This window comes from bacterium, assembly GCA_030649025.1.
GTDB lineage: Bacteria > Patescibacteriota > Minisyncoccia > JAUYLV01 > JAUYLV01 > JAUSGO01.
Genome location: JAUSGO010000007.1, coordinates 1 through 19,424 on the forward strand (window position 1 = coordinate 1; position 19,424 = coordinate 19,424).

The window sequence follows — 19,424 nt, forward strand, 5'->3', positions numbered from 1 at the left end:
GGCCGGTTAGATGATTATCTTAAAGAGCGCAAACAAGTCAATTGCTTAAGTCCCTTTCTATTTGTCTCCAGTACGCGCGACGACAGACTGACAGAGCACGGCTTTAAGCATGTGATAGATACTTTGAATGACCGGGCGGAAGTAAAATTTCACCCGCATCAGTTGAGACATACATTCGCGGTAAATGTTTTATCCGTAAACCACGACCTGGCGGCACTTCAGCAACTAATGGGCCATACAGATATACGCATGACTGCGGTGTATTTGCGGAATCTACCCAGCAAGGTCCTGCGTAGCCAGGTGGCGAATATAAGCCTTGATAATTTGGTGTGAAGGGCTTAATCTTTTAAGATGACAACGGTTGATCCAATAACGGTCGTACCACTATACATCGAGGTATCGAATGATGGAAAAACTGCCATTGGGAATGGCACCGGTTTTATAATTAGCAAAGGTGGCAAAAGTTATCTTTTCACAAATAAGCACGTTGTGACGGGTCGTTATCCCGATACCAATGGAATAATATCAAAGACAGGCGCAGTAGATTTTCCCTACATACTGATTTGGTATCATGCAAAAGATCGTTTAGGGATGTGGTATCAGGTTTCACAAGAGATCCGTGATAATGACACCGGCGTTCCATATTGGATCGGACATCCAACAAATCAAGAATATGATGTAGTGGCGGTGCCGCTAAACGTACCGGAAAATGTAACATTATTCCCCCTTGACATGTCTCTTTCGGAGACCGATTTGGTGGTGTACCCATCGGAGCCGATGTCGATTGTGGGTTTCCCATTTGGAAGGGTATCTGATGGGAAATTTCCAATATGGAAAACAGGTCATTTGGCCTCGGATATGGATATCAATTATGGCAGTAAACCAGTTTTTCTAATAGATGCTATGACAAAGGAGGGAATGTCTGGTTCGCCTGTAATGGCTCGACGTATCGGCATGGTGACAACCTCGCGCGGTGTCGAGCTCGGCAAAAACGGTACAAAATTTCTTGGCATCTACGCTGGTAGACTTAATTACGAAGACGATAAAGATATCAATATAGGCCGAGTCTGGAAGGCCGAGACAATAAAGGAGATTTTGGAAAAATTATGATGTATGCGTTGCGTTCACTGCCTTAAGAAAGTTGATAAGAAGGATCGAGACCATGTATTTCCAAAATCCTGGTACTCTGACACGACTCCTTCAAATGTTCAACGCTGGATTGTGCCCAGTTGTGTTCCATGTAACAGAAAATATGGGCGGATAGAGGAAGAGTTACGAAACTTTATAGTAGCTTGCATAGGCCCCACTGATCCTCTTGTCTCTGGACTCTACGAAAAAATGCTGCGTTCTTTCGGGATAGGAATACGTGCGGACGAACTATCGGAAGAGGAAAGAACGTTGCGATACCGAAAACTACAGTCATTTTTGAATAGGTTGGAGCCTCATAATCAAAGTCATAGAGTATTCCCCGGGTTTGGGCTTCATCATGGCTTTACGCCAGAACAGCATCATGTTATGCCTGCCCCTGTGAATGATATGCGCATTGTCGCAGGTAAAATATTCAGAGGAGCTGAGTATATACTTGGAGCGAGATATCTTGAACCCCCGCTTGTACTAAAGATTAGTCATGTTGACCAGGAACCGAGGGAGGTGCGGTTAATACTGCCACATGCAGCCATCTCGCATTTAGGACCCGGATTTGAGTTAAAACGTTTTTCCACAAGATCACTTGGCGTAGGCAGAGACATCGTTATTTATAAGGCCGTGATCCTCAACAAGTGGACCGTTTATGGCATAATAGAAAAGTCGTGGTTGCAATACATTGCGGCAAGGTTCATTTGTTGGTAGAATTTATTCATAAATTAACAACTCAATAATCCTCGTTGTAGGATCATTTTTTTGAGCTTTTGCATAGGGCTCTTTCATTCAAGAGTAGGTCCAGACAACGGCATATGATTTGAGTCTCTTTTCAGCCAAAACTGCGCTACCACATGCCAAGAAATGGCATAAATGGGGGGTAGGTACCTCATGGTAAGGAGTAGGTCGTCGGTTCAATTCCGACCAACGGCTCAGAGGGATAACTTTTGTTACTGGGCTGAGTTGCGTGGCAACGACATGGGTAAAATGATGCGGGGCATCATTTTACGGGCAAGCTTTCAGTGTTTCCAATCAATGAAGCTTGCCCAGGACAAGGAGAGGGGTGAAGTGGTCTGGGAGACCACTTCACGGGCAACTTGCAATGTTTCCGACTAATGCGAGGTTGCCCAGGAACGCCGGTTCTCCCGATTTTCACTTACTGTGAAATAAAGAAATCGGGATCCGCGATGCGTAGGCATCGGGAAATTCCGACCAACGGCTCAAAGTAAATATAAAAAATATGGCAATCATTCCACAGCAGATGACCACGACAGCGTTTACGCTGGATGGCTACAGAATCGTAAGGAGTCTCGGTGTCGTGCGGGGTATTACGGTGCGGTCCCGCTCCATATTTGGTTCAATCGGTGCGAGCCTTCAGACGCTGGTTGGCGGGAATATCTCGCTTTTCACGCATCTTTGTGAAGAAACGCGGGCGCAATCGTTTGAGATCATGCTTACGCACGGAGCGGAAATCGGCGCCAATGCCATTATCGGTATTCGGTACGACGCCAATGAAGTCATGCAGGGCGTCACCGAAGTTCTTGCGTATGGCACCGCAGTTGTTGTTGAGCCAATTAATAATACATAGGCCTAATTCTCTATGAAATATTTCAATTGGCGGAATGTTTTTATTGTTCTTGTGCTTTTTGGTCTCCTGTGGTACATTTTTAACCACCAATTAGAGACGAAAGCCACCATAGAAATCCTTAAGAATCAGGTTTTTTAATATGTCCCAAGACAATCTTCTCAAATTAAAATGCCAAAAATGCAAACGCTCTAACTATTATTCTTCAAAGAATAAGAAAAAAGTCGAGCGCAAGCTTGCGCTCAAAAAATTCTGCAAGTGGTGCAAAAAGCACACGGAGCACAAGGAAGTGAAAATTACCGCCTAAAAAAGCATCTCATGTGTGCAAAAACGCGGCGTTGCCGTGTTTTTTATTTTGAGATATTATAGTAGAGATCTTGGGGGTATAGTTCAATGGCTAGAACGATGGTCTCCAAAACCATTAATCGAGGTTCGAGTCCTCGTACCCCCGCCAGCTATTTTATGTTTTTAGTTCTAACATTTTTTAATTTCGGTTCGAAGATTATCCATCCCCGCGCGCTAAAGAAAACGAGCCCGATTTGGGCTCGATGATCTATTGTTGTTGGCAACCAGCGACCGCGCCCCGCAAAACAAAAGTGGCCTTTTCGAAAGAAATTTGATAGATCGAGATCTCTTTCTGGTGTTCTTTGGAGTTCATCTTGTACGCTTTGAAACCTTTGCTTTGAGTTGGCCACCATTGATCCATCACCCGAATAGTGGTCTCCGGTCCAGACGTGCGGCCTGCAAAAACGTTTGCCTCACACTCCATAACTTCACGGATTTTCCGCCCCTTGGTCATTTTATGGCCAAGGACAAAATGGCCGATATCATGACCAATGACAAATTGTTTTTCATTCTGTCCCAGGCGAATAATGGGTTCGCAGAATACCATCGCAGATCCATTGCCTTTTGGCAGCCATCCTATCGATCTGCCGAGGCATTTTTCATCGGTATCGGAGAAGTAGATTTTCGGCTTTCGCTGTTCTTGGCGGATGAGACCTTTTTGCAATCCGGCTTCCCATGTTTGATTAAAAAGTGCCAACACATCTTTTTTTTGGACGTCGCACCAGGTAAATTTTGTATCACAACGGACCGTTGTGGCCAGAAGTAAAAAATAAAAAAGGAACCATTTATTCACGTCTGCCCCCTCAGTGTCAAGATTCTAACTATAAATTAGGTCGATTTTATAAATTTGTCAAGCGATTTAGAAAAAATATGAACAAGAAAAGTTTTGAAAATGAGGTCGTGGATGCACGAGGCATTAAAGAAGGAACTAACCTAGAAAATGGTTACCAGCACTATCTGGAATTAGGGGGAATTATCAACGAGGCGGACTACGAGAGCGCCCTTGCGCGGGCTAAGAATATAACTACTCTCGATGGAACGCTGATAGCACAAGCGGAACTAATTGCGAAGGTTTCGGGGATTGAGTTGCGCAACACAAAAGATACCATCGACCGAAGAACGATACTTTATGGCATATTGCGCACTGATACGACGCCCAAGGAAGTTCAATACCACCATAGCCAAATGTCCGACCAACGCATATTTGGGGAAGTTCTGAGAATGTTAGGAGATGCCGATTCTCTTGATAAATTGATTAAGGCTCATCCGAATATTTCCTTCGAATATAAAAGAGGAGAATAGGTTTCTCGGAGCGTATAACATCGTCCACTACTCCCCGCTACAATGATTTTTCTCGATTAACGCTTATTCTGTAAGCGATTTGAGGTTCGAACTTCTGTCGAAGGTCCTACAAAGGTTGATTTGCAGGCGTAGAGGAAATATGAGGTGGTCATAGGTGAGATATACCACACTGTGCGGAAACGGGCACAATCCACAGGGTAAAACCAGCGTATAATTGAATATATGCGAAAAGAATCAAAACGGCTGGGGCGGAACCTCGTGCGTATCAGGAAAGGGAAAGGTATTTCGCAGGAACGGCTCTCTAAAATGCTCCGCACCGACCGGAGCTTTGTCAGCACCATCGAGAACGGGAAGACGAACCCTACGCTCGCCACAATCGCACGGTTGGCGAAAGCCATCGGCGTTTCTGTGAGCGAACTATCGAAGTAGCGGATTAAATCCAGGTGATGAAAAGGCCACAGAATAAAATAATCGAATGCGAGAGGGGGCGCCGTCTTGCGCGTTTCCGCCGAAACTCCATCGTCTTCGCGTCCCTCCTTGTTGTTTTTTGCGGTTTCCGCGTGGGTACGGCTCACGCCGTATCTTGGTATGACGCGAATTGGACGCATCGCAATCAGATAACGATAGACAGCTCCAAGGTCGGTTCCACGACGGAAGACGAACTAGATTTCCCCGTTCTCATCTCACTTAGCGGCTTATCCAGCATAAATACCAGTGGCACCGACATCCGTTTTACCTCCTCCGATGGCGTCACTCCACTCGCGCGAGAGATAGAATCGTATTCCGGTGGCACGCTTGTCGCGTGGGTGAAAGTTCCTACACTCTCCCACACGGCAAGCACTTCCATATATATGTACTATGGCAATCCGTCAGCGACCGAACCGGCGGCGACATCGACCTACGGTTCGCAAAACGTGTGGATGAACGGATTCGCCGGTGTGTGGCATTTGTCAGATAACAGCGGAACGCTAAATACAAATGATTCTACGGCAAATGGAAATAACGGGACTAATAACGGCGTGACGGCGACATCGTCCGGGATATTTAATGGTGCTGGCGCCGGGAGTTTTAACGGGACAAGCGCGTATGTGGCATCAACCTTTGCGCAACCCATCACTAGTGCCTTCACGGTATCTGGTTGGGTGAACCTTAGTGCTTGGAGAACCGCCGCAAATACGGGTTCGGCGGTATACACCCAAAGAACTGGCTGTGGCGGAACTTATGGAATCCAACTATATGCCCAATGTTCCTACAGTGGGTGTAACGGTAATGCCGTTTTAAATGCCGGGACGGACGTAGGTGAGGTAAACGCAACCACCGCTTTCAATACGAGTACCTGGTACTTTCTTTCTGGCACTTACAACGGCTCGAGTGCGATTTTGTATATCAACGGCGTTCAAAATCAGGTTGTCAACACATCGGCGTACACTTTTCCCTCTGTCACGCAAAATAATATCGGATGGGATACTTGCAGTACTAACTATTTCCCCGGTCTCATCGACGATGCCCGCATTCTCAACGTCGCCCTTTCCCCCTCCTGGATCCTCACCGAATACAACAACCAGAGCTCTCCAAGCACCTTCTATACGATAGGCAGTGAAGTTACCGTCCCCGACGCTCCCACGGGCCTCACTGCGACATTCGGCAACACTCAAGTCGCTCTCTCGTGGACTTCTCCCGCAAATAACGGCGGTTTGGCGATCACCGACTACGTCATTGGCTACAAACTCACTGCCAGCTCCACATGGTCAACTTTTGCCGACGGAGTTTCGACAAGCACCACAGGTACCGTCACAGGACTGACCAATGGCTCATCATATGACTTCCGGGTATCGGCGGTGAATGCGGCCGGACAGGGGAGCGCGAGCAGTGTTGCATCGGCTACGCCGGCAACCGTGCCCGATGCGCCGACGGCAGTTTCGGCTGTTGCTGGAAATACTCAAGCAACCATATCATTTACCGCTCCCGCGAACGGAGGAAGTGCCATCACCGGCTATACTGTCACTTCAAACCCCGGCGGTTTCACCGGCACCGGCAGTTCTTCTCCGGTCACGGTAACCGGCCTCACGAACGGCGCTACGTATACTTTCACCGTTACCGCAACCAATGTTGCTGGGACGGGAGCGGCTTCGTCACCGTCAAATTCGGTGACCTTACCCACACTACCAGGTTCACCAGTTAATCTCGCCGCCACGGTTGGCGGGAGCAGTATTGGGTTATCATGGTCTGCCCCGGCTTCGGACGGTGGTTCGTCTATTACCGATTATGTCGTCGAATATAAACTTACGATCGGCGGCACGTGGTCTGTTTTTGCCGATGGATTAGCCACCAGTACAACCGCGACAGTGACTAGCTTGTCCGACGGCACGTCGTACGATTTCAGAGTGAGCGCGGTAAATAACATAGGCCAAGGTTCTTCGAGTGCGTCCGTCATGGCGACTCCGGGCGAGCCGGCACAAGTGCTCATCCAAATTTTTTCTGATCTGACCACGCCTAGTATCGGCACGGCGGTGCGCATTACGAACGAAGGCTCCGTCGATTACGAATACCAATACACGTGGTGCGTTACCGCATCGGCGGGCGTTCCTTGCGGCAGTAACAATGACGTATCCAGCGCGACAGCCGCAAAGCTCATCGGGGCAGGACAGAATTTCGACACCACCCTTGCCTCAACAGTGCTGACTCCGGGTAGTTATTGGTTCACGATCATCGTCGTATACGGCTCAGCATCGTCCAGGGCGACCCAGTTGTTTACTGCCGTCAATGCGGCTCCCTCCGGCGGCGGAGGGAGCGAAGGCGGTGGCGGAGGAGGCCAGATGAATATCGTATTACCCGTTCCCACCCCTTCCGTAAATACAGGCATTGCATCTTCATCCAGCACGGCAATCACGATCGCTCATTCCATAGCGGTCCTGAAAGCCCAGCTTGCCGCACTCAAATCCCAGCTCGCCTCTCTCTTTGCCCAGCTTGCTTCCATGAATTCTTCTCCGAATCCGGCGTTTATCCGCAATCTGAGGCTGGGGTCAACCGGCAGCGATGTAAAGAAACTCCAACTTTTCCTCATATCCAAGAATAGCGGTCCCGCTGCCCAGAAACTCAAGGTCCATGGCACGACGACGACCTTTGGTTTCCTTACCTATAACGCCCTTGTGGAGTTCCAGAAAAAGGCCGGCATCACTCCCGCTTCCGGTTACTTCGGCCCGATTACGCGGGCTTATGCGAACACGCTCTGAAGTTGAGATAGTAATAGACGCCCCCTTGATAATAGTGGACGGCGTGGTGGGGGACTTAAATCGCAAAACTCGGTATGTAGATTTTGCGGGCTTTTTCCACAAAACAGGTTCTAACATTGTCCACGACTCCCCGCCAGTGTTACAATAAACATATGTTCAAAAAAATTTGCACAGCGGTTATTGCCAGCTTCGTGTTTTTTAATATTGCTTTTGCTCAAACCAGCACCGCAACGGAGCAGGATTTGCTCACCATCATAAAACAACTCCAAACGCAGATACAGTTACTGCAGACGCAAATCGCGGATCTTCAGAATCAAGTTCAGTCCGTAAAGACTGAGTTCAACTTTACTAGGGCGCTAGCCAAGGGTATGAGCGGCGATGACGTAAAACGACTACAAGAGTTTTTGAAAACTTTTCCTGATGTATACCCCGAAGGGTTGGTTACCGGATACTTTGGGCTACTTACCGAAGCGGCGGTTAAAAAATTCCAAGAACAGAATGGCATTGAGTCGGTTGGTACTGTTGGACCAAAAACCCAAGCGAAACTTATCGAGCTCGCGGCAACCGGGGCGGGGCAATCAGACAGCATTCCTTAGAGTTCGCCAATGACGCCGGGCTTACAAGAAAAACCATCGGCTTCTACGACAACGCTATCAGGGATAGTTCCTGCCGTACCGGCAATTCCTTCCCAAACGATAGAAACAGCGGGGATAAGTTGTAATAAGAAAGATTTTACAATGGCGCTGATTTTTGTTGCAGACAATATCGCCGATCCTTCAATGAGCAGATATAGTGAAGAACTTAATTACATAAAAAAATCATTTTCCATGGGCATTTAATTTCGCGACAGGAGGTTCGGCAACAATGACAATATCAAGCGAACCATTCATTATGGATTCAAAAAATATGCATTTAAGTCCGACAAATGATATAGATCAAACAGAAGTATTAAGAAAATTCTATGAAAATCATAATGATGACTATGATTTTGTGTCAATATTTACCAATGTAAAAGGTTCTAACATCGTCCACTACTCCCCGCCAAGAAATTTACTTAATAAAATGAAGAGTGATAGTGAAAAAGAAAGGCAGACGATAAGGTCTGCTTTTTGATATCCGGATCACTGAAGATGGCGACAGCCATGTGGCGAAGTATTGGAGTTCTGCAGTCGCCATTCCCATAAAAAGTAGTCGATGGTCTGGCGCGCTGTCGGCTCTGAAAGGCTTGCGTCGTGCGACGCCCTGCCGGTTTCATAGAAGATAAAGGGATTCACAGCTCCTTGGAGAAGCAAGAAGTACGCAAGGGCTCTGGCCGTCCTGCCGTTCGCCGACGCAAATGGTTTTGCGCGGACAAAGTCATAGTAGAAGTTTGCAACATCACAAACTTTCTCCATCGGCTCCTTGCCGAAGCGGAGATTCTCTTGCCACCACTGTACGCGCGCAAACCACCGTATTGCGCCAAGCACCGACTCAATTCTCTCCGACACTTCCGTTTTTGGCGATTGCGGCGATGTACCGTCCACAAAACCCTCGACGGCAATAAGCTTGTTAATTTCACATATCAGCGGCCCGCTTACATAATGGTTAGTAATCGTAACTAAGCCGCCGAGTCGTAGCAGAGCTCCAACGTGCCCGTGATATACGCCCTCGGAACGCTGCCAAGTAATATCGCGCGCTACCTCTTCGTCGGAGGAAGGCGTGATGCCGGCGAGTTTTTCAGATTCAATGATGAACTTTGAAACGAACGTAATCCATCCGTTATTTGTCGGTTCCATCGCATCCTACCTCCGTTTCCGCGCATGGCGCAGCAATCACATAGAACATGACACATAATGGTAATTATTGCAAGCGCATTGCCTTGAATCTTGAAGTGTTATTCCGGAAGTGCTATAATTTCTGCTGTAAGGTCCTTCGGTAATATTCCCAAGCATCCCAAAACATCCACACAGGCTATAAATTTTAAATATAATTATTAGTTATTTTTCATATGCCAAACAGTCAATTACTGCTTTTAAATAAAGAGCGTCGAGCTATCCGTTCACGGATGGCACGCGATGCCGGTAAGTACGCTCAAGCAAGCGCAAAAATGCTCGGAGAACTTGGGAAGCTTTCCAAAGACGAACTCTCGGCATTTTTGAAGAAAAATCCGGATGTACTTGTAGATATCGCCGGCGGTGTTGCGGCACATGCGGGGGTTCGAGCGAAAAACGCTGCGGGAACGATCCTGAGGGAGTTTAGAAAAGATTTCAATTCGGCAAGCATTAAAGGGAAGCGAAGGGCCGGAGTGTTCGGCGCAGAACTGGAAAAGAAAGGTATGGAGTATCTCAAGAAACTCCTTTCATTTTAAAAGGAGTGCGCTGATATAAGAGGGGACTACCCGTAAAAACCCCGCCAAGGCGGGGTTTTTATTTTAAAATGTTATGGTATCGCCGGTCCTTATCTTTTTTTCCAGAATAAAACCTTGATTGACCTCGATGGCATAACGATACGGCGTGCGCGACTGATAAGTCGAGCACGGATCCATCTTGCACGGCTCCATAGTTGCACTATCAACAATTCGATATTCGGCATCTACGAAAAAAATATCGAGCGGCAATAATGTGTTTTTCATCCAGAACGGGTCTGCCACATCCGTATCAAAAATAAATAGCATTCCAGAATTTTTGGCAAGACTTTCCCGAAACATGAGGCCTTCTTGGCGCTTTTTTGGCGTATCTGCCGGTTCAAGAAAAAATTCGGTATCCCCAGTACTGCTATGCACGACGGCTTTTTTATACGTTTGTAAAACCTCTTGATACGTCTGCATCCGGGGTATATCAAGTTTTGTGAAATAGATCTGCTTAACGCTTATAGCCACCGAAGCAACCAGTGTTGCGGCAAAAAGCCCCACAAAAATACGCCTGCGCACCCTGACGATCTTAATGAATTCCTGATCGTGAAGCATAGTCTTTTTACTATACCCTAAGGTTGTGCGATTGGTCTATCGGCCTGTAATTTCATCATTATTTCGGTACGGGTTGCTCCAAGGAGGGCTAAAAGTGAAATAAAGCCATAATTCTGTCTGATTTTGATAATCCCATGTGGATAACGTAATGGCCGGCTTATTAAAGATAAATAATTTTATATAAAATCGGCTTTGGAGAGCCGATTTTATAGTACATCAAACAGTATTTGTGCATGTTCGTATAATTTGACTTACTGAATGAAAGTGGAGTAGAATGAACATGCAGTGGTTGAAAGTGGGTAATTGTGGATAATTCTGTGTATAAAGTATGTTTATAGGGGAATACTCTCATAATATCGATTCAAAAAAGCGCCTTGCGATACCTGCTCGGTTAAGAAGGGCGCTAGGAGAAAAAGCCGTGGTTACCAGAGGACTGGACGCCTGCCTCTTTCTTTACCCGGTTGCAAGCTGGGAAAGGCTTGCGCAGAAGCTCGGTGAGCTTTCCGTGGGGAAGGGAGAAACACGCAGCTTCACCCGTCTTATGCTCGCGGGAGCCCAGGAGGTTGAACTTGACGGGCTTGGCCGAGTACTGATCCCGGATCATTTGAAAACATACGCAGATCTAAAAAAACATGTGGTTATCGCGGGCGTATATGACCGACTTGAGATATGGGACGAAGGACACTGGAAGCAGTTTAAGACTTCTGCCGAGCGAAATGCCGATGCGATTGCGGAGAAGTTGGGAGAACTCGGAGTTTACTAAATCATTATCCGGTTAACGGAGAAACTGAATTGAATGCACATTCCTGTTCTTTTGAAAGAAGTTCTGCGGTATCTGGACCCCAAACCCGGAGAGAATTTTATCGATTGCACTATCGGGCAGGGGGGGCACGCCTTTGCGATACTCGAGCGTATTGCACCCGGTGGAAGGGTTTTGGGCATTGATGCGGACAGCCAATCGTTGCGCATCCTCGCTCTTGAGCAGAAAGCAAAAAACGAGTCGGGGAGACTTGTGCTGGCAGAAGGCAACTTCATGGATGTTGGGAGTATCGCGGAGAAAAAAAAGTTCGTTGAGGTCCAGGGAGTGTTAATGGATCTGGGATGGTCCAGCTGGCAGATGGAAGAGAGCGGTAGGGGATTCTCGTTCCTTAAAGATGAAATGCTTGATATGAGAATGTCCAGCGTGCAAACGCTGACCGCAGAACACATTGTAAATACATATACGGAAAAAACACTGGCAGAGATTTTTGAGAAGTTCGGCGAAGAACGGTTCGCAAAAAAGATCGCAAAAGCCATTATTGAAAAGCGAAGACTCCGAAAGATCCTCCGGACAAAAGAACTTGCCGAGATTGTGATCGGCGCCATTCCTTCGAGATTCCATCACGGAAGAATCCATGTCTCAACAAGGGTTTTCCAAGCGCTGCGTATTGCAACGAATGACGAGCTTGAAAGTTTGAATAAAGCTCTACGGGGGGCGTATGAGATTTTGTCTCCGGGTGGACGGCTCGCGGTCATTTCATTCCACTCGCTCGAAGACCGCATCGTTAAAAATTTTTTCCGAGAAGAAGAACGCGCCGGTCGCCTCACCATTCTGACCAAAAAACCGGTTATGTCTTCCGGGGAGGAAACAGCTAAAAACCCCCGCTCCCGCAGCGCGAAGCTCCGCGCCGCCGTAAAGACAATGCAAAATACAAATCTCAAAATGAAAAATTAAGGAGTGAAAGTTTTTTGGAGAAAAACTTCCACGATATTCCAAAATTTTGACTTTTGACTTTTTATTTTCTACTATGTCTCCTTATATCACCACCACTAAAAAATATATGAGCGAATTTCGGCATAATAAGCCGCAGGAGTCGGTGCATCTTTTAGTTTCGCTGAATGCAGTTTCAATAACACTTGCCATAGTGTCGGCTCTTAGCTACTTATGGCTATTAAATCTCCTTGTATCGCACAGTTATGTGTTGAAGGATTTGGGACAGCGGCTGGAGGCATTGCATGAAACCGAGGAGAAACTTAACCGGGACGTTGCCTCTCTCCGGTCTTTTGAGGATCTTTCGTTCCGCATATCTTCTTTGGGCTTGGTAGCTTCGGAGAACATTTCTTACCCAAAGTCACCATCCGCGGTTGCGCAGTCCGACGGTCCTGTGGTACCCTAAACCCCCACACTAATAATTGGCTGGCGGCTTTCGAAGAGCCGCGAATAATATATTCTTTATAAAAATACTGCTTCTATAAAGAAAATGTTCTCTGGGGTGGCGATAAGTACCAAAACAATTCGCCGATTATTAGTGTAGGGGTAAACCCGCTATGAACGCTGGTATTATGAAAAAGGCAGGCGGTGGCCGTATTTTTATTCTCTCGGCATGCATAGCTTGTATCGGAGGCGTCATCGTGCTCCGTTTATTTTTTATTCAGATAAAAGATCACGAGTTTTATCGAATACTTGCACAAAACCAGCACCAATTCGATGAAGAGCTGTACCCAAGGCGCGGAGAAATATTTTTTCAAGACCGTTCGGACCGCAGCAGGAACGGCATAACGGCGCTTCAACCGGCCGCAGTGAATAAAAGGGGATATTTTGCCTACGCAATTCCGCGTGATGTTCCCAAAGAAAATATTCAGGAAACGGGCAAGCAAATTGCTTCAATACTCAAACTCGACAGCAAAGTTGTTGATGAGCGTCTGGGCAAGCGCGCAGACCCCTACGAGCCGCTCAAGCGCAGGCTTTCCGATGCCGAGGCCGAAGCGCTTCAAAGCCTGCATATTCCCGGCATTCGGCTGGGGAAGGAAATGTGGCGAGAATATCCCACTGGAGACCGCGCCTCCGCTTTTATCGGTTTTGTAGATTTGGGGAGCGACGAGGCGAAAGGGTTGTACGGCATCGAACGTCTATTCGAAAAGACGCTCGCGGGAACGAAAGGATATCGTGCTGCGGAGAAAGACGCTTTTGGCAGCATTATTCCGTTCCGCATTCACAAGGAAGAGCCTTCCGAAGACGGAAGCGACATCGTGCTTACCATAGACTCTAATATCCAGTTTGTCTCCCGAAACATTCTTCATGAGACGCTTCAAAAATGGGAATCATTGGGTGGGAGCATGATCGTGCTTGAGCCGGTCACGGGAAAAATTCTCGCGCTTGTAAGCGAGCCGTCATATGATCCGAATGCCTACAACGAGGTGAAGGATATGTCGGTATTCTTAAATCCTGCCGTCGAAAAAGTGTTTGAACCAGGGTCGGTATTCAAGCCCATCACCATGGCCGCCGCACTTAACGAGAAACTGGTAACCCCGAAAACCACCTATACCGATAGCGGCGCGGTCCGCATAGGCGGTTATACGATCAGGAATTTCGATGACAAGGCGTACGGTGTGCGGACGATGTCGGAAGTTATAGAGCTCTCGCTGAACACCGGCGCGGTGTATGCGCAAAAACTTCTCGGGAACAAGCCTTTCACGGAGTATGTGGCGGCGTTCGGTTTTGGCCAGACCCTCGGCGTTGACCTGCCCGGCGAACTCAAAGGGAATATTTCTAATCTTAAGCAGAAGGCGGAAGTTAATTTTGCAACGGCGGCGTTCGGACAGGGGATTTCGGTTACGGCACTACAGATGGCTAGCGCTATTGCTGCCATTGCCAACGGCGGCGTGCTTATGCGGCCTTATATTGTCGAAAAGATCACGCATCCCGATGGCTCTACGGAAGAGATCGAGCCGAAGAATATCCGCCGCGTATTAACTCCGGAAGCGGCCCGCGATATGACGCGTATTATGGTTGATGCCGTGCGCGGAAAATTTGAACGAAGGGCAGATGTGCCCGGCTATTTCGTGGCCGGCAAGACCGGAACTGCGCAGATTCCCGATCCTAAAACCGGAGGATATCTTCCCGTATCCGAAGGCGTCATTCATACGTTTGTGGGCTTTGCACCGGCGTTCGCTCCTAAATTTCTTGTGTTCATAAAGATGGATAAGCCCGTCGGCGTGCGCTTTGCCGCTAATTCCTTAACGCCCGCCTTTCACGACATGGCGGTGTATCTTCTGAATTATTTCAATGCTCCGCCGGATGAACCCCTACACTAATAATCGGCAAGGTGTTTTGGTGCTTATCTCCATCGGGGAGAACATGTTCTTCGCAGAAGCGGAATCTTTTCTAGAAGTATTATTTACGGCTCTTCAAGAGCCGTCAGCCGATTATTAGTAGTGGGGGTGAACCCGACAAGCTGCAAAAAAATAAAATATAACAAAAAATAAAAACCGCCTTTATTAAGACGGAGAGAACTGAACAGAAGCTGGAATCAGAACTGGCTGCGGATTCGGTTTGTGCACAAGCCACTTTGCTCCAGAATGGAGTTTCCCTTTTAGCCACTCCAAGGCCTTACTGCGGGAGAAGAGAGGTTTGTCGATGCTGATGAGGTATGAAACCAGTGGGAGACAAAATACACCAAGCAAGTATATTAGAACGAATTTCGTAAAAAGCGCGCCAGCGGACACTAAGATTACATTCACCGTAAAAAAGCCGATGTCCGTCAATCGAAGATTCTGCAGTAACAGTTCCGTTTTAGCATCCTTGACCCTATGAAGCATTTCAAGCTCTCTTATCCTTTCCGTAGTAGAGACAATCTCCCCGCATGAATGAGCGGCCAACAATATCAACAATGCAAAAACAGGGGTCAACATAGGAAGGTAGCTGAAATCGAGTACGGGGATGCTTATGATAGCTATGGCAAAAGAAGCACGCCGTGCCAACCAAAAATTATCCTTCCCCGTCAGCCAGTTGAACCGCTTTGTAAACCTCGCAGTAAGCGCGAGAAGTTTTCGGTCAACCCATGTAATCGGATTTTTCATGGTTTCCTCCAAGGAGAACTTTTGTGTTTTCAAATAACTACGAAGGTGGTAGTATGGCATATACATCATGTTTAGTCAATTTCTCCAAAACATATTTAAAGCACTTGCGCGGCATCTTATCGCGAGAAAAAAACCACGAATCATTGCGGTCACGGGAACGGTGGGGAAAACCTCTGCCAAAGAGGCGATTGCTTCGGTGCTTGCTTCAACGTTTACCGTGCGCACGGCAAAAAAAAATTACAACAATGAATGGGGGGTTCCATTCACCATTCTTGACATTGAAGGAGGGAATTCTTTTATTGACTGGATTGGGACGCTCGGTAAAGCTTTTTGGAATTCAATGTTTACACAGGCATATCCAGAGATCCTTGTTCTTGAATTCGGTATCGACAAGCCGGGCGACATGGTGCAGCTTTGCGAAATTGTGCAATTGGACTTTGCGGTTATTACGGCTTTGGGTGGCACGCCGGTGCACGTGGAAAATTTTTCGGATAAAGAGGCGCTATGGAAGGAGAAGCTTGCCATCGCTAAGGGTCTCAAACCGGACGGAGTGTTGCTGTATAACGCCGATGATGAAGAATTGGCTCGGCGGGGGGGGGCCAAGGCCGCTCCTCGCGTTCTTGCGTTTGGCGTAACGCCCAAGGCCGATATCTGGGCCCGGGATGTGCGGGTGCTTGGCGATAGGAACGGGCTTCCCGTAGGCATTTCCTGTACGGTGGTCAGAGGCAAAGAAACCTTTGCGCTTTCCATGCCGCGTCTTATCGGTGCCCATCAGCTGACCTCTGTACTCGCCTCTGCCGCGATGGGTATTGCGCTTAAGGTCCACGAAAAGCGCATACAAAAAGTGCTCGAGAGTTTCACGCCTCCCCGGGGAAGGCTCAAGCTTCTTCCCGGCCTGAAGCAGAGTTTTATTCTCGACGATACCTACAATGCCTCTCCTTCAAGTACGCAGGTGGCGCTTGAGGTTCTGGGAGCGTGTTCTAGGAAAAGGCGCATTGCGGTGATGGGTGATATGCTGGAATTAGGAGCGTATGCGGAAGTGGCGCATCGGGCCATTGGGCGGCTTGCCACGAAGTCCTGCGACATGCTTCTTGCTGTAGGATCGCGCGCCAGGTTTATTGCTGACCAGGCCCGCAAAGAAGGGTTTCCCGACGCCAGCATACGGGAGTTTGGTCTTTCTCCGGATGCGGGGAAGTTTTTGCAACGCATGATGAAAATGGGAGACGTGGTGCTGGTCAAGGGGTCCCAGGGTATGCGCATGGAAAAAATCGTTGAGGAGATCATGGCCGAGCCGCAACGGAAGGAAGAACTTCTTGTGCGTCAGGATGTTGCGTGGAGAAAGAAAGAGGTCCTGCCGGTTTAAGATTGCGAAAACAATAAAGACGTGTTATTGTCCCAAGATACAGACATTTTGTTTTTTTCCAAATGAATTTTAGGAGGTGACGAATGTCACAAAAGCCTTTTGTGGATCCCGCATTTCCTCCAGTGCGGAGGGAGTGTCCAATTACCGGCAAATGGGTTGTCATCAATCCGGCCAGGAGCCTTCGCTTCAAAAACGAGAGGAAGGGTTTTCCGCCCGCGTATGAAAACTTACCGGAGCATAAAGAGAATTGCCCTTTTTGCTTAGGGAACGAAGAGCAGACTCCTCCGGAGTTATTCAGAATTCCCGCAGAGAAAGAACTCTGGCGCCTGCGTGTAACAGATAACATGTATCCGATTTTCACGCTGGAAGCTACCGGAGAAGGAGGAGCTCGCGGTGCATCTCGCATACTGGTGCCGACACCAAAGCACAACGAATGTCTTTCCGCGCTCACGCTGGGAGATATCACCAATCTTTTCGACGGCTTCCTGAATTCCTACACCAACCTTCGCGAAGCGCGAAATAAGGATATGGGCGAGAAGCTGTTCCCCAGCGGCCAGTGCATTCCCTTCATCAACTACGGAAGGGAGGCGGGTGCATCTTTAGAACATTTGCATGCCCAGTTTTCTGTGAGCGCAGTGGTTTCCACAAGGCTCCGTAATCTCCAGAGCCGTACGCATAAGCACTGGCTCTATGAAAGCCGCTGCCTTATTTGCGAGGTTATCGGCAGAGATGTCGCAGAGGGAAGGCTTGTTGCCGACGATAACTATTTTGTTGCCGCAGTTCCCTATGCGGCGTCCGTGCCGTGGCATGTGCGGATATTCCCGAAAGAGCACACGTCGAGCTTCGCTTCGGATCTGGCAGTGGGTGCAAGGTCTTACGCGCTTGCCAAGCTCCTTCGCGATATCTTGCGACGCATCAAATTCTCCCTGCAAAGGCCGCAAGATGCGCTTGTATTGGCGGGAGATCCTCCCTATAACTTTATTATTTCTACCAGTCGTTTTGACGGCGACCATGATTCCGGCTCCTTTCATTGGTTCTGCGACATTGTTCCGCGCACGACCAAGCCTGCGGGTCTGGAATGGGCAACCGATGAGGATGTGAACCCGAACCTTCCGGAAAGCGACGCGGAGATCCTCCGCAATGCCAGAGTCGAGAGTTAACCTCTCGACTTTTTTCTTTTTAGAAGTAATACTAGGAGTTGGCAGTACTTTTCAAATTTATGAGTTTTTGCGTCTCCTTCAAAGGAGGACCAATGTTGAATCTTGTTTTTGGCCTGCATATGTATCAGCCACCGACCCAGATGGCTGAAGTGATAAAGCAGATTGCCACGGAATCCTACCGCCCGACGCTTCGTATCATTAAAGACCATCCAAAGGCATACGTCTGCATTGACATCGCCGCAAGCGCTCTGGAGCTGCTTGAAGTTCACGCGCTGGACGTAGTGGATCTTATCCGGGAATGTCTTGAAAAGAAAAAACTTTTTCTTGTGAATACCGCCGCATACCATCCTATTCTCCCACTTCTTCCCAGAACCGAGATCGAGCGGCAGATCGCACAAAACCTTTATGCCTTGAAAAAGGCATTCGGGATGCCCAGCATTCCTCACGGTTGTTTTTTGCCGGAAATGGCATTCTCTGCCGAAGTGCTTCCCGCGCTTCGGCGCATGCAGGCTGGCTGGACATTGGCTGACGATGTGCCATATCAGGCGCTCTACGGACCGCATGTGCCGTTCAATTGGGTACCTTCTGAACAAGGGACGGCAATTTTTCTGCAGTCCCATCTTTGGCAAAGGCGCATAAGTTTCATAGGCTTGCCGGAAAACCGCCAGTATGCCAATGGCAGGGTGTTTGCGGGAGAACTTTGTGAGGGGGTGCGCGCCTGGCAGGGAACGGACGCTGATGGGTATATGGTCATCTGGCTTGACTTTGAAACATTCGGCCATCACCACAAACATCTTGAGGAAAGTTTTTTCCCGCCGCTTTTTGATGCCTCGAGCTATGCCGAGCTCAAACTTACCGATCCGGATAAGTTGCTTCTTCGATATCCAAAAAAGGACACGGTCATTCCTGCCGGGAGTTGGTCAACGAGTTCTGAACAGTGGCAGAGTGGTAATTATTTTCCGCTCTGGGCTGACAAGCACAATTCCTTTCATCTGCATTGGTGGAGTCTTGTACATCTTGCGCTTGGCATTACAGAGAGAGCCGCAGACCCTAACATACGACGCCTCGGAGACAAAATGGTTTATAGTTGCCAGCCGTGGCAGTACGCGCAAGGAAATAGGGAACTGGCCAGAGCAGGTCTCCACTATTTTGAAAGGGTGTTGGAATCAGGCACCGTGCAGGAACAGGTAAGAGGCTGGGAGCTTCTTGGAGCGCTTTACGATCTTACGAGGGGATGAAGTCATTCCCTCGTTTTCTTTTTATTGCAGCACATTAATTTTGATGATACATTTAAGGGTGATTATGGCGGGTTCGTCTAGTCCGGTCTAGGACGCATGGTTCTCATCCATGTAACACGGGTTCGAATCCCGTACCCGCTACGAATGAAATTTAAAACACCTCCGTGGCGTGGTGTTTTAAATTTCTCATTTGAAGTTCTGGGACGGGATGAGAAGGGAAGTCCGGTGGACTTCCCGGGCTTTTTCGAGCCGGAGGGACGAGGCGAGAAAAAGGAATC

General features: G+C 48.2%; 22 protein-coding genes and 2 tRNA genes. 20 read left to right on the top strand and 4 right to left on the bottom strand.

What is annotated here, in order from left to right; genetic code table 11:
• The 6 genes from Q7S09_01080 to Q7S09_01105 all read left to right on the top strand — a co-directional run.
• A partial coding sequence (locus tag Q7S09_01080; GenBank protein ID MDO8557770.1) for a site-specific integrase occupies positions 1-333 on the top strand: 333 nt, incomplete at its 5' end.
• 18 nt (positions 334-351) lie between these two features.
• Complete coding sequence (locus Q7S09_01085; protein MDO8557771.1) at positions 352-1,110, top strand: serine protease; 759 nt, start codon at positions 352-354, stop codon at positions 1,108-1,110.
• 426 nt (positions 1,111-1,536) lie between these two features.
• Positions 1,537-1,848: a hypothetical protein gene (locus Q7S09_01090; protein ID MDO8557772.1), complete on the top strand. Its 312-nt coding sequence runs from the start codon at positions 1,537-1,539 to the stop codon at positions 1,846-1,848.
• A gap of 529 nt (positions 1,849-2,377) precedes the next feature.
• Positions 2,378-2,725 (top strand): YbjQ family protein, encoded by a 348-nt coding sequence (locus Q7S09_01095; GenBank protein ID MDO8557773.1) that lies wholly within the window; start codon positions 2,378-2,380, stop codon positions 2,723-2,725.
• A 139-nt stretch (positions 2,726-2,864) separates the two neighbouring features.
• Positions 2,865-3,029 (top strand): 50S ribosomal protein L33, encoded by a 165-nt coding sequence (rpmG, locus tag Q7S09_01100; protein MDO8557774.1) that lies wholly within the window; start codon positions 2,865-2,867, stop codon positions 3,027-3,029.
• Positions 3,030-3,101: 72 nt separating this feature from the next.
• Positions 3,102-3,176: transfer RNA gene (locus tag Q7S09_01105), tRNA-Trp, on the top strand.
• A gap of 99 nt (positions 3,177-3,275) precedes the next feature.
• On the opposite strand, the gene Q7S09_01110 is transcribed toward Q7S09_01105, so the two are convergent.
• On the bottom strand, positions 3,276-3,860 hold the full coding sequence (locus Q7S09_01110; protein ID MDO8557775.1) for an ImmA/IrrE family metallo-endopeptidase: 585 nt from the start codon (positions 3,858-3,860) through the stop codon (positions 3,276-3,278).
• Between the two features lie 77 nt (positions 3,861-3,937).
• Between Q7S09_01110 and Q7S09_01115 the strand changes: the two genes are divergently transcribed.
• From Q7S09_01115 to Q7S09_01135, 5 genes are all read left to right on the top strand, one after another.
• Positions 3,938-4,369 carry a hypothetical protein gene (locus Q7S09_01115; protein ID MDO8557776.1) on the top strand — a complete coding sequence of 144 codons (432 nt, stop codon included), beginning with the start codon at positions 3,938-3,940 and terminating at the stop codon, positions 4,367-4,369.
• A 222-nt stretch (positions 4,370-4,591) separates the two neighbouring features.
• Positions 4,592-4,798 carry a helix-turn-helix transcriptional regulator gene (locus Q7S09_01120; GenBank protein MDO8557777.1) on the top strand — a complete coding sequence of 69 codons (207 nt, stop codon included), beginning with the start codon at positions 4,592-4,594 and terminating at the stop codon, positions 4,796-4,798.
• 17 nt (positions 4,799-4,815) lie between these two features.
• Positions 4,816-7,602 carry a DUF2341 domain-containing protein gene (locus Q7S09_01125; GenBank protein MDO8557778.1) on the top strand — a complete coding sequence of 929 codons (2,787 nt, stop codon included), beginning with the start codon at positions 4,816-4,818 and terminating at the stop codon, positions 7,600-7,602.
• Between the two features lie 152 nt (positions 7,603-7,754).
• Positions 7,755-8,198: a peptidoglycan-binding domain-containing protein gene (locus tag Q7S09_01130; GenBank protein MDO8557779.1), complete on the top strand. Its 444-nt coding sequence runs from the start codon at positions 7,755-7,757 to the stop codon at positions 8,196-8,198.
• A 9-nt stretch (positions 8,199-8,207) separates the two neighbouring features.
• Complete coding sequence (locus tag Q7S09_01135) at positions 8,208-8,441, top strand: hypothetical protein (GenBank protein MDO8557780.1); 234 nt, start codon at positions 8,208-8,210, stop codon at positions 8,439-8,441.
• A 282-nt stretch (positions 8,442-8,723) separates the two neighbouring features.
• Here Q7S09_01135 and Q7S09_01140 read toward each other — a convergent pair whose 3' ends face one another.
• The gene (locus Q7S09_01140; protein MDO8557781.1) at positions 8,724-9,377 is read right to left on the bottom strand and encodes a Fic family protein; all 654 of its coding nucleotides are present in this window, start codon (positions 9,375-9,377) and stop codon (positions 8,724-8,726) included.
• Between the two features lie 212 nt (positions 9,378-9,589).
• Between Q7S09_01140 and Q7S09_01145 the strand changes: the two genes are divergently transcribed.
• On the top strand, positions 9,590-9,949 hold the full coding sequence (locus Q7S09_01145; protein MDO8557782.1) for a hypothetical protein: 360 nt from the start codon (positions 9,590-9,592) through the stop codon (positions 9,947-9,949).
• Positions 9,950-10,012: 63 nt separating this feature from the next.
• On the opposite strand, the gene Q7S09_01150 is transcribed toward Q7S09_01145, so the two are convergent.
• Positions 10,013-10,546, bottom strand: a complete 534-nt coding sequence (locus Q7S09_01150; protein MDO8557783.1) for a DUF192 domain-containing protein — start codon at positions 10,544-10,546, stop codon at positions 10,013-10,015.
• A gap of 328 nt (positions 10,547-10,874) precedes the next feature.
• Here Q7S09_01150 and mraZ point away from each other — a divergent pair, with 328 nt between their 5' ends.
• From mraZ to Q7S09_01170, 4 genes are all read left to right on the top strand, one after another.
• Positions 10,875-11,309 (top strand): division/cell wall cluster transcriptional repressor MraZ, encoded by a 435-nt coding sequence (gene mraZ, locus Q7S09_01155; GenBank protein MDO8557784.1) that lies wholly within the window; start codon positions 10,875-10,877, stop codon positions 11,307-11,309.
• A gap of 33 nt (positions 11,310-11,342) precedes the next feature.
• Complete coding sequence (gene rsmH / locus Q7S09_01160; GenBank protein MDO8557785.1) at positions 11,343-12,260, top strand: 16S rRNA (cytosine(1402)-N(4))-methyltransferase RsmH; 918 nt, start codon at positions 11,343-11,345, stop codon at positions 12,258-12,260.
• 106 nt (positions 12,261-12,366) lie between these two features.
• Positions 12,367-12,702, top strand: coding sequence for a hypothetical protein (locus Q7S09_01165; GenBank protein ID MDO8557786.1), 336 nt, complete (start codon positions 12,367-12,369; stop codon positions 12,700-12,702).
• 166 nt (positions 12,703-12,868) lie between these two features.
• Entirely contained in the window at positions 12,869-14,620 is a 1,752-nt protein-coding gene (locus Q7S09_01170) for a penicillin-binding protein 2 (GenBank protein ID MDO8557787.1), read from the top strand.
• 183 nt (positions 14,621-14,803) lie between these two features.
• Here the strand turns inward: Q7S09_01170 and Q7S09_01175 are convergent, their stop codons facing one another.
• Positions 14,804-15,385: a hypothetical protein gene (locus Q7S09_01175; protein ID MDO8557788.1), complete on the bottom strand. Its 582-nt coding sequence runs from the start codon at positions 15,383-15,385 to the stop codon at positions 14,804-14,806.
• Positions 15,386-15,452: 67 nt separating this feature from the next.
• Here Q7S09_01175 and murF point away from each other — a divergent pair, with 67 nt between their 5' ends.
• The 4 genes from murF (at position 15,453) to Q7S09_01195 (ending at position 19,287) form a co-directional block, all read left to right on the top strand.
• Positions 15,453-16,748 carry a UDP-N-acetylmuramoyl-tripeptide--D-alanyl-D-alanine ligase gene (gene murF / locus Q7S09_01180; GenBank protein MDO8557789.1) on the top strand — a complete coding sequence of 432 codons (1,296 nt, stop codon included), beginning with the start codon at positions 15,453-15,455 and terminating at the stop codon, positions 16,746-16,748.
• An 83-nt stretch (positions 16,749-16,831) separates the two neighbouring features.
• On the top strand, positions 16,832-17,908 hold the full coding sequence (locus Q7S09_01185) for a hypothetical protein (GenBank protein ID MDO8557790.1): 1,077 nt from the start codon (positions 16,832-16,834) through the stop codon (positions 17,906-17,908).
• Between the two features lie 92 nt (positions 17,909-18,000).
• Complete coding sequence (locus tag Q7S09_01190; protein MDO8557791.1) at positions 18,001-19,146, top strand: hypothetical protein; 1,146 nt, start codon at positions 18,001-18,003, stop codon at positions 19,144-19,146.
• 66 nt (positions 19,147-19,212) lie between these two features.
• Positions 19,213-19,287: transfer RNA gene (locus tag Q7S09_01195), tRNA-Glu, on the top strand.
• The last annotated feature ends 137 nt before the right edge of the window (positions 19,288-19,424 follow it).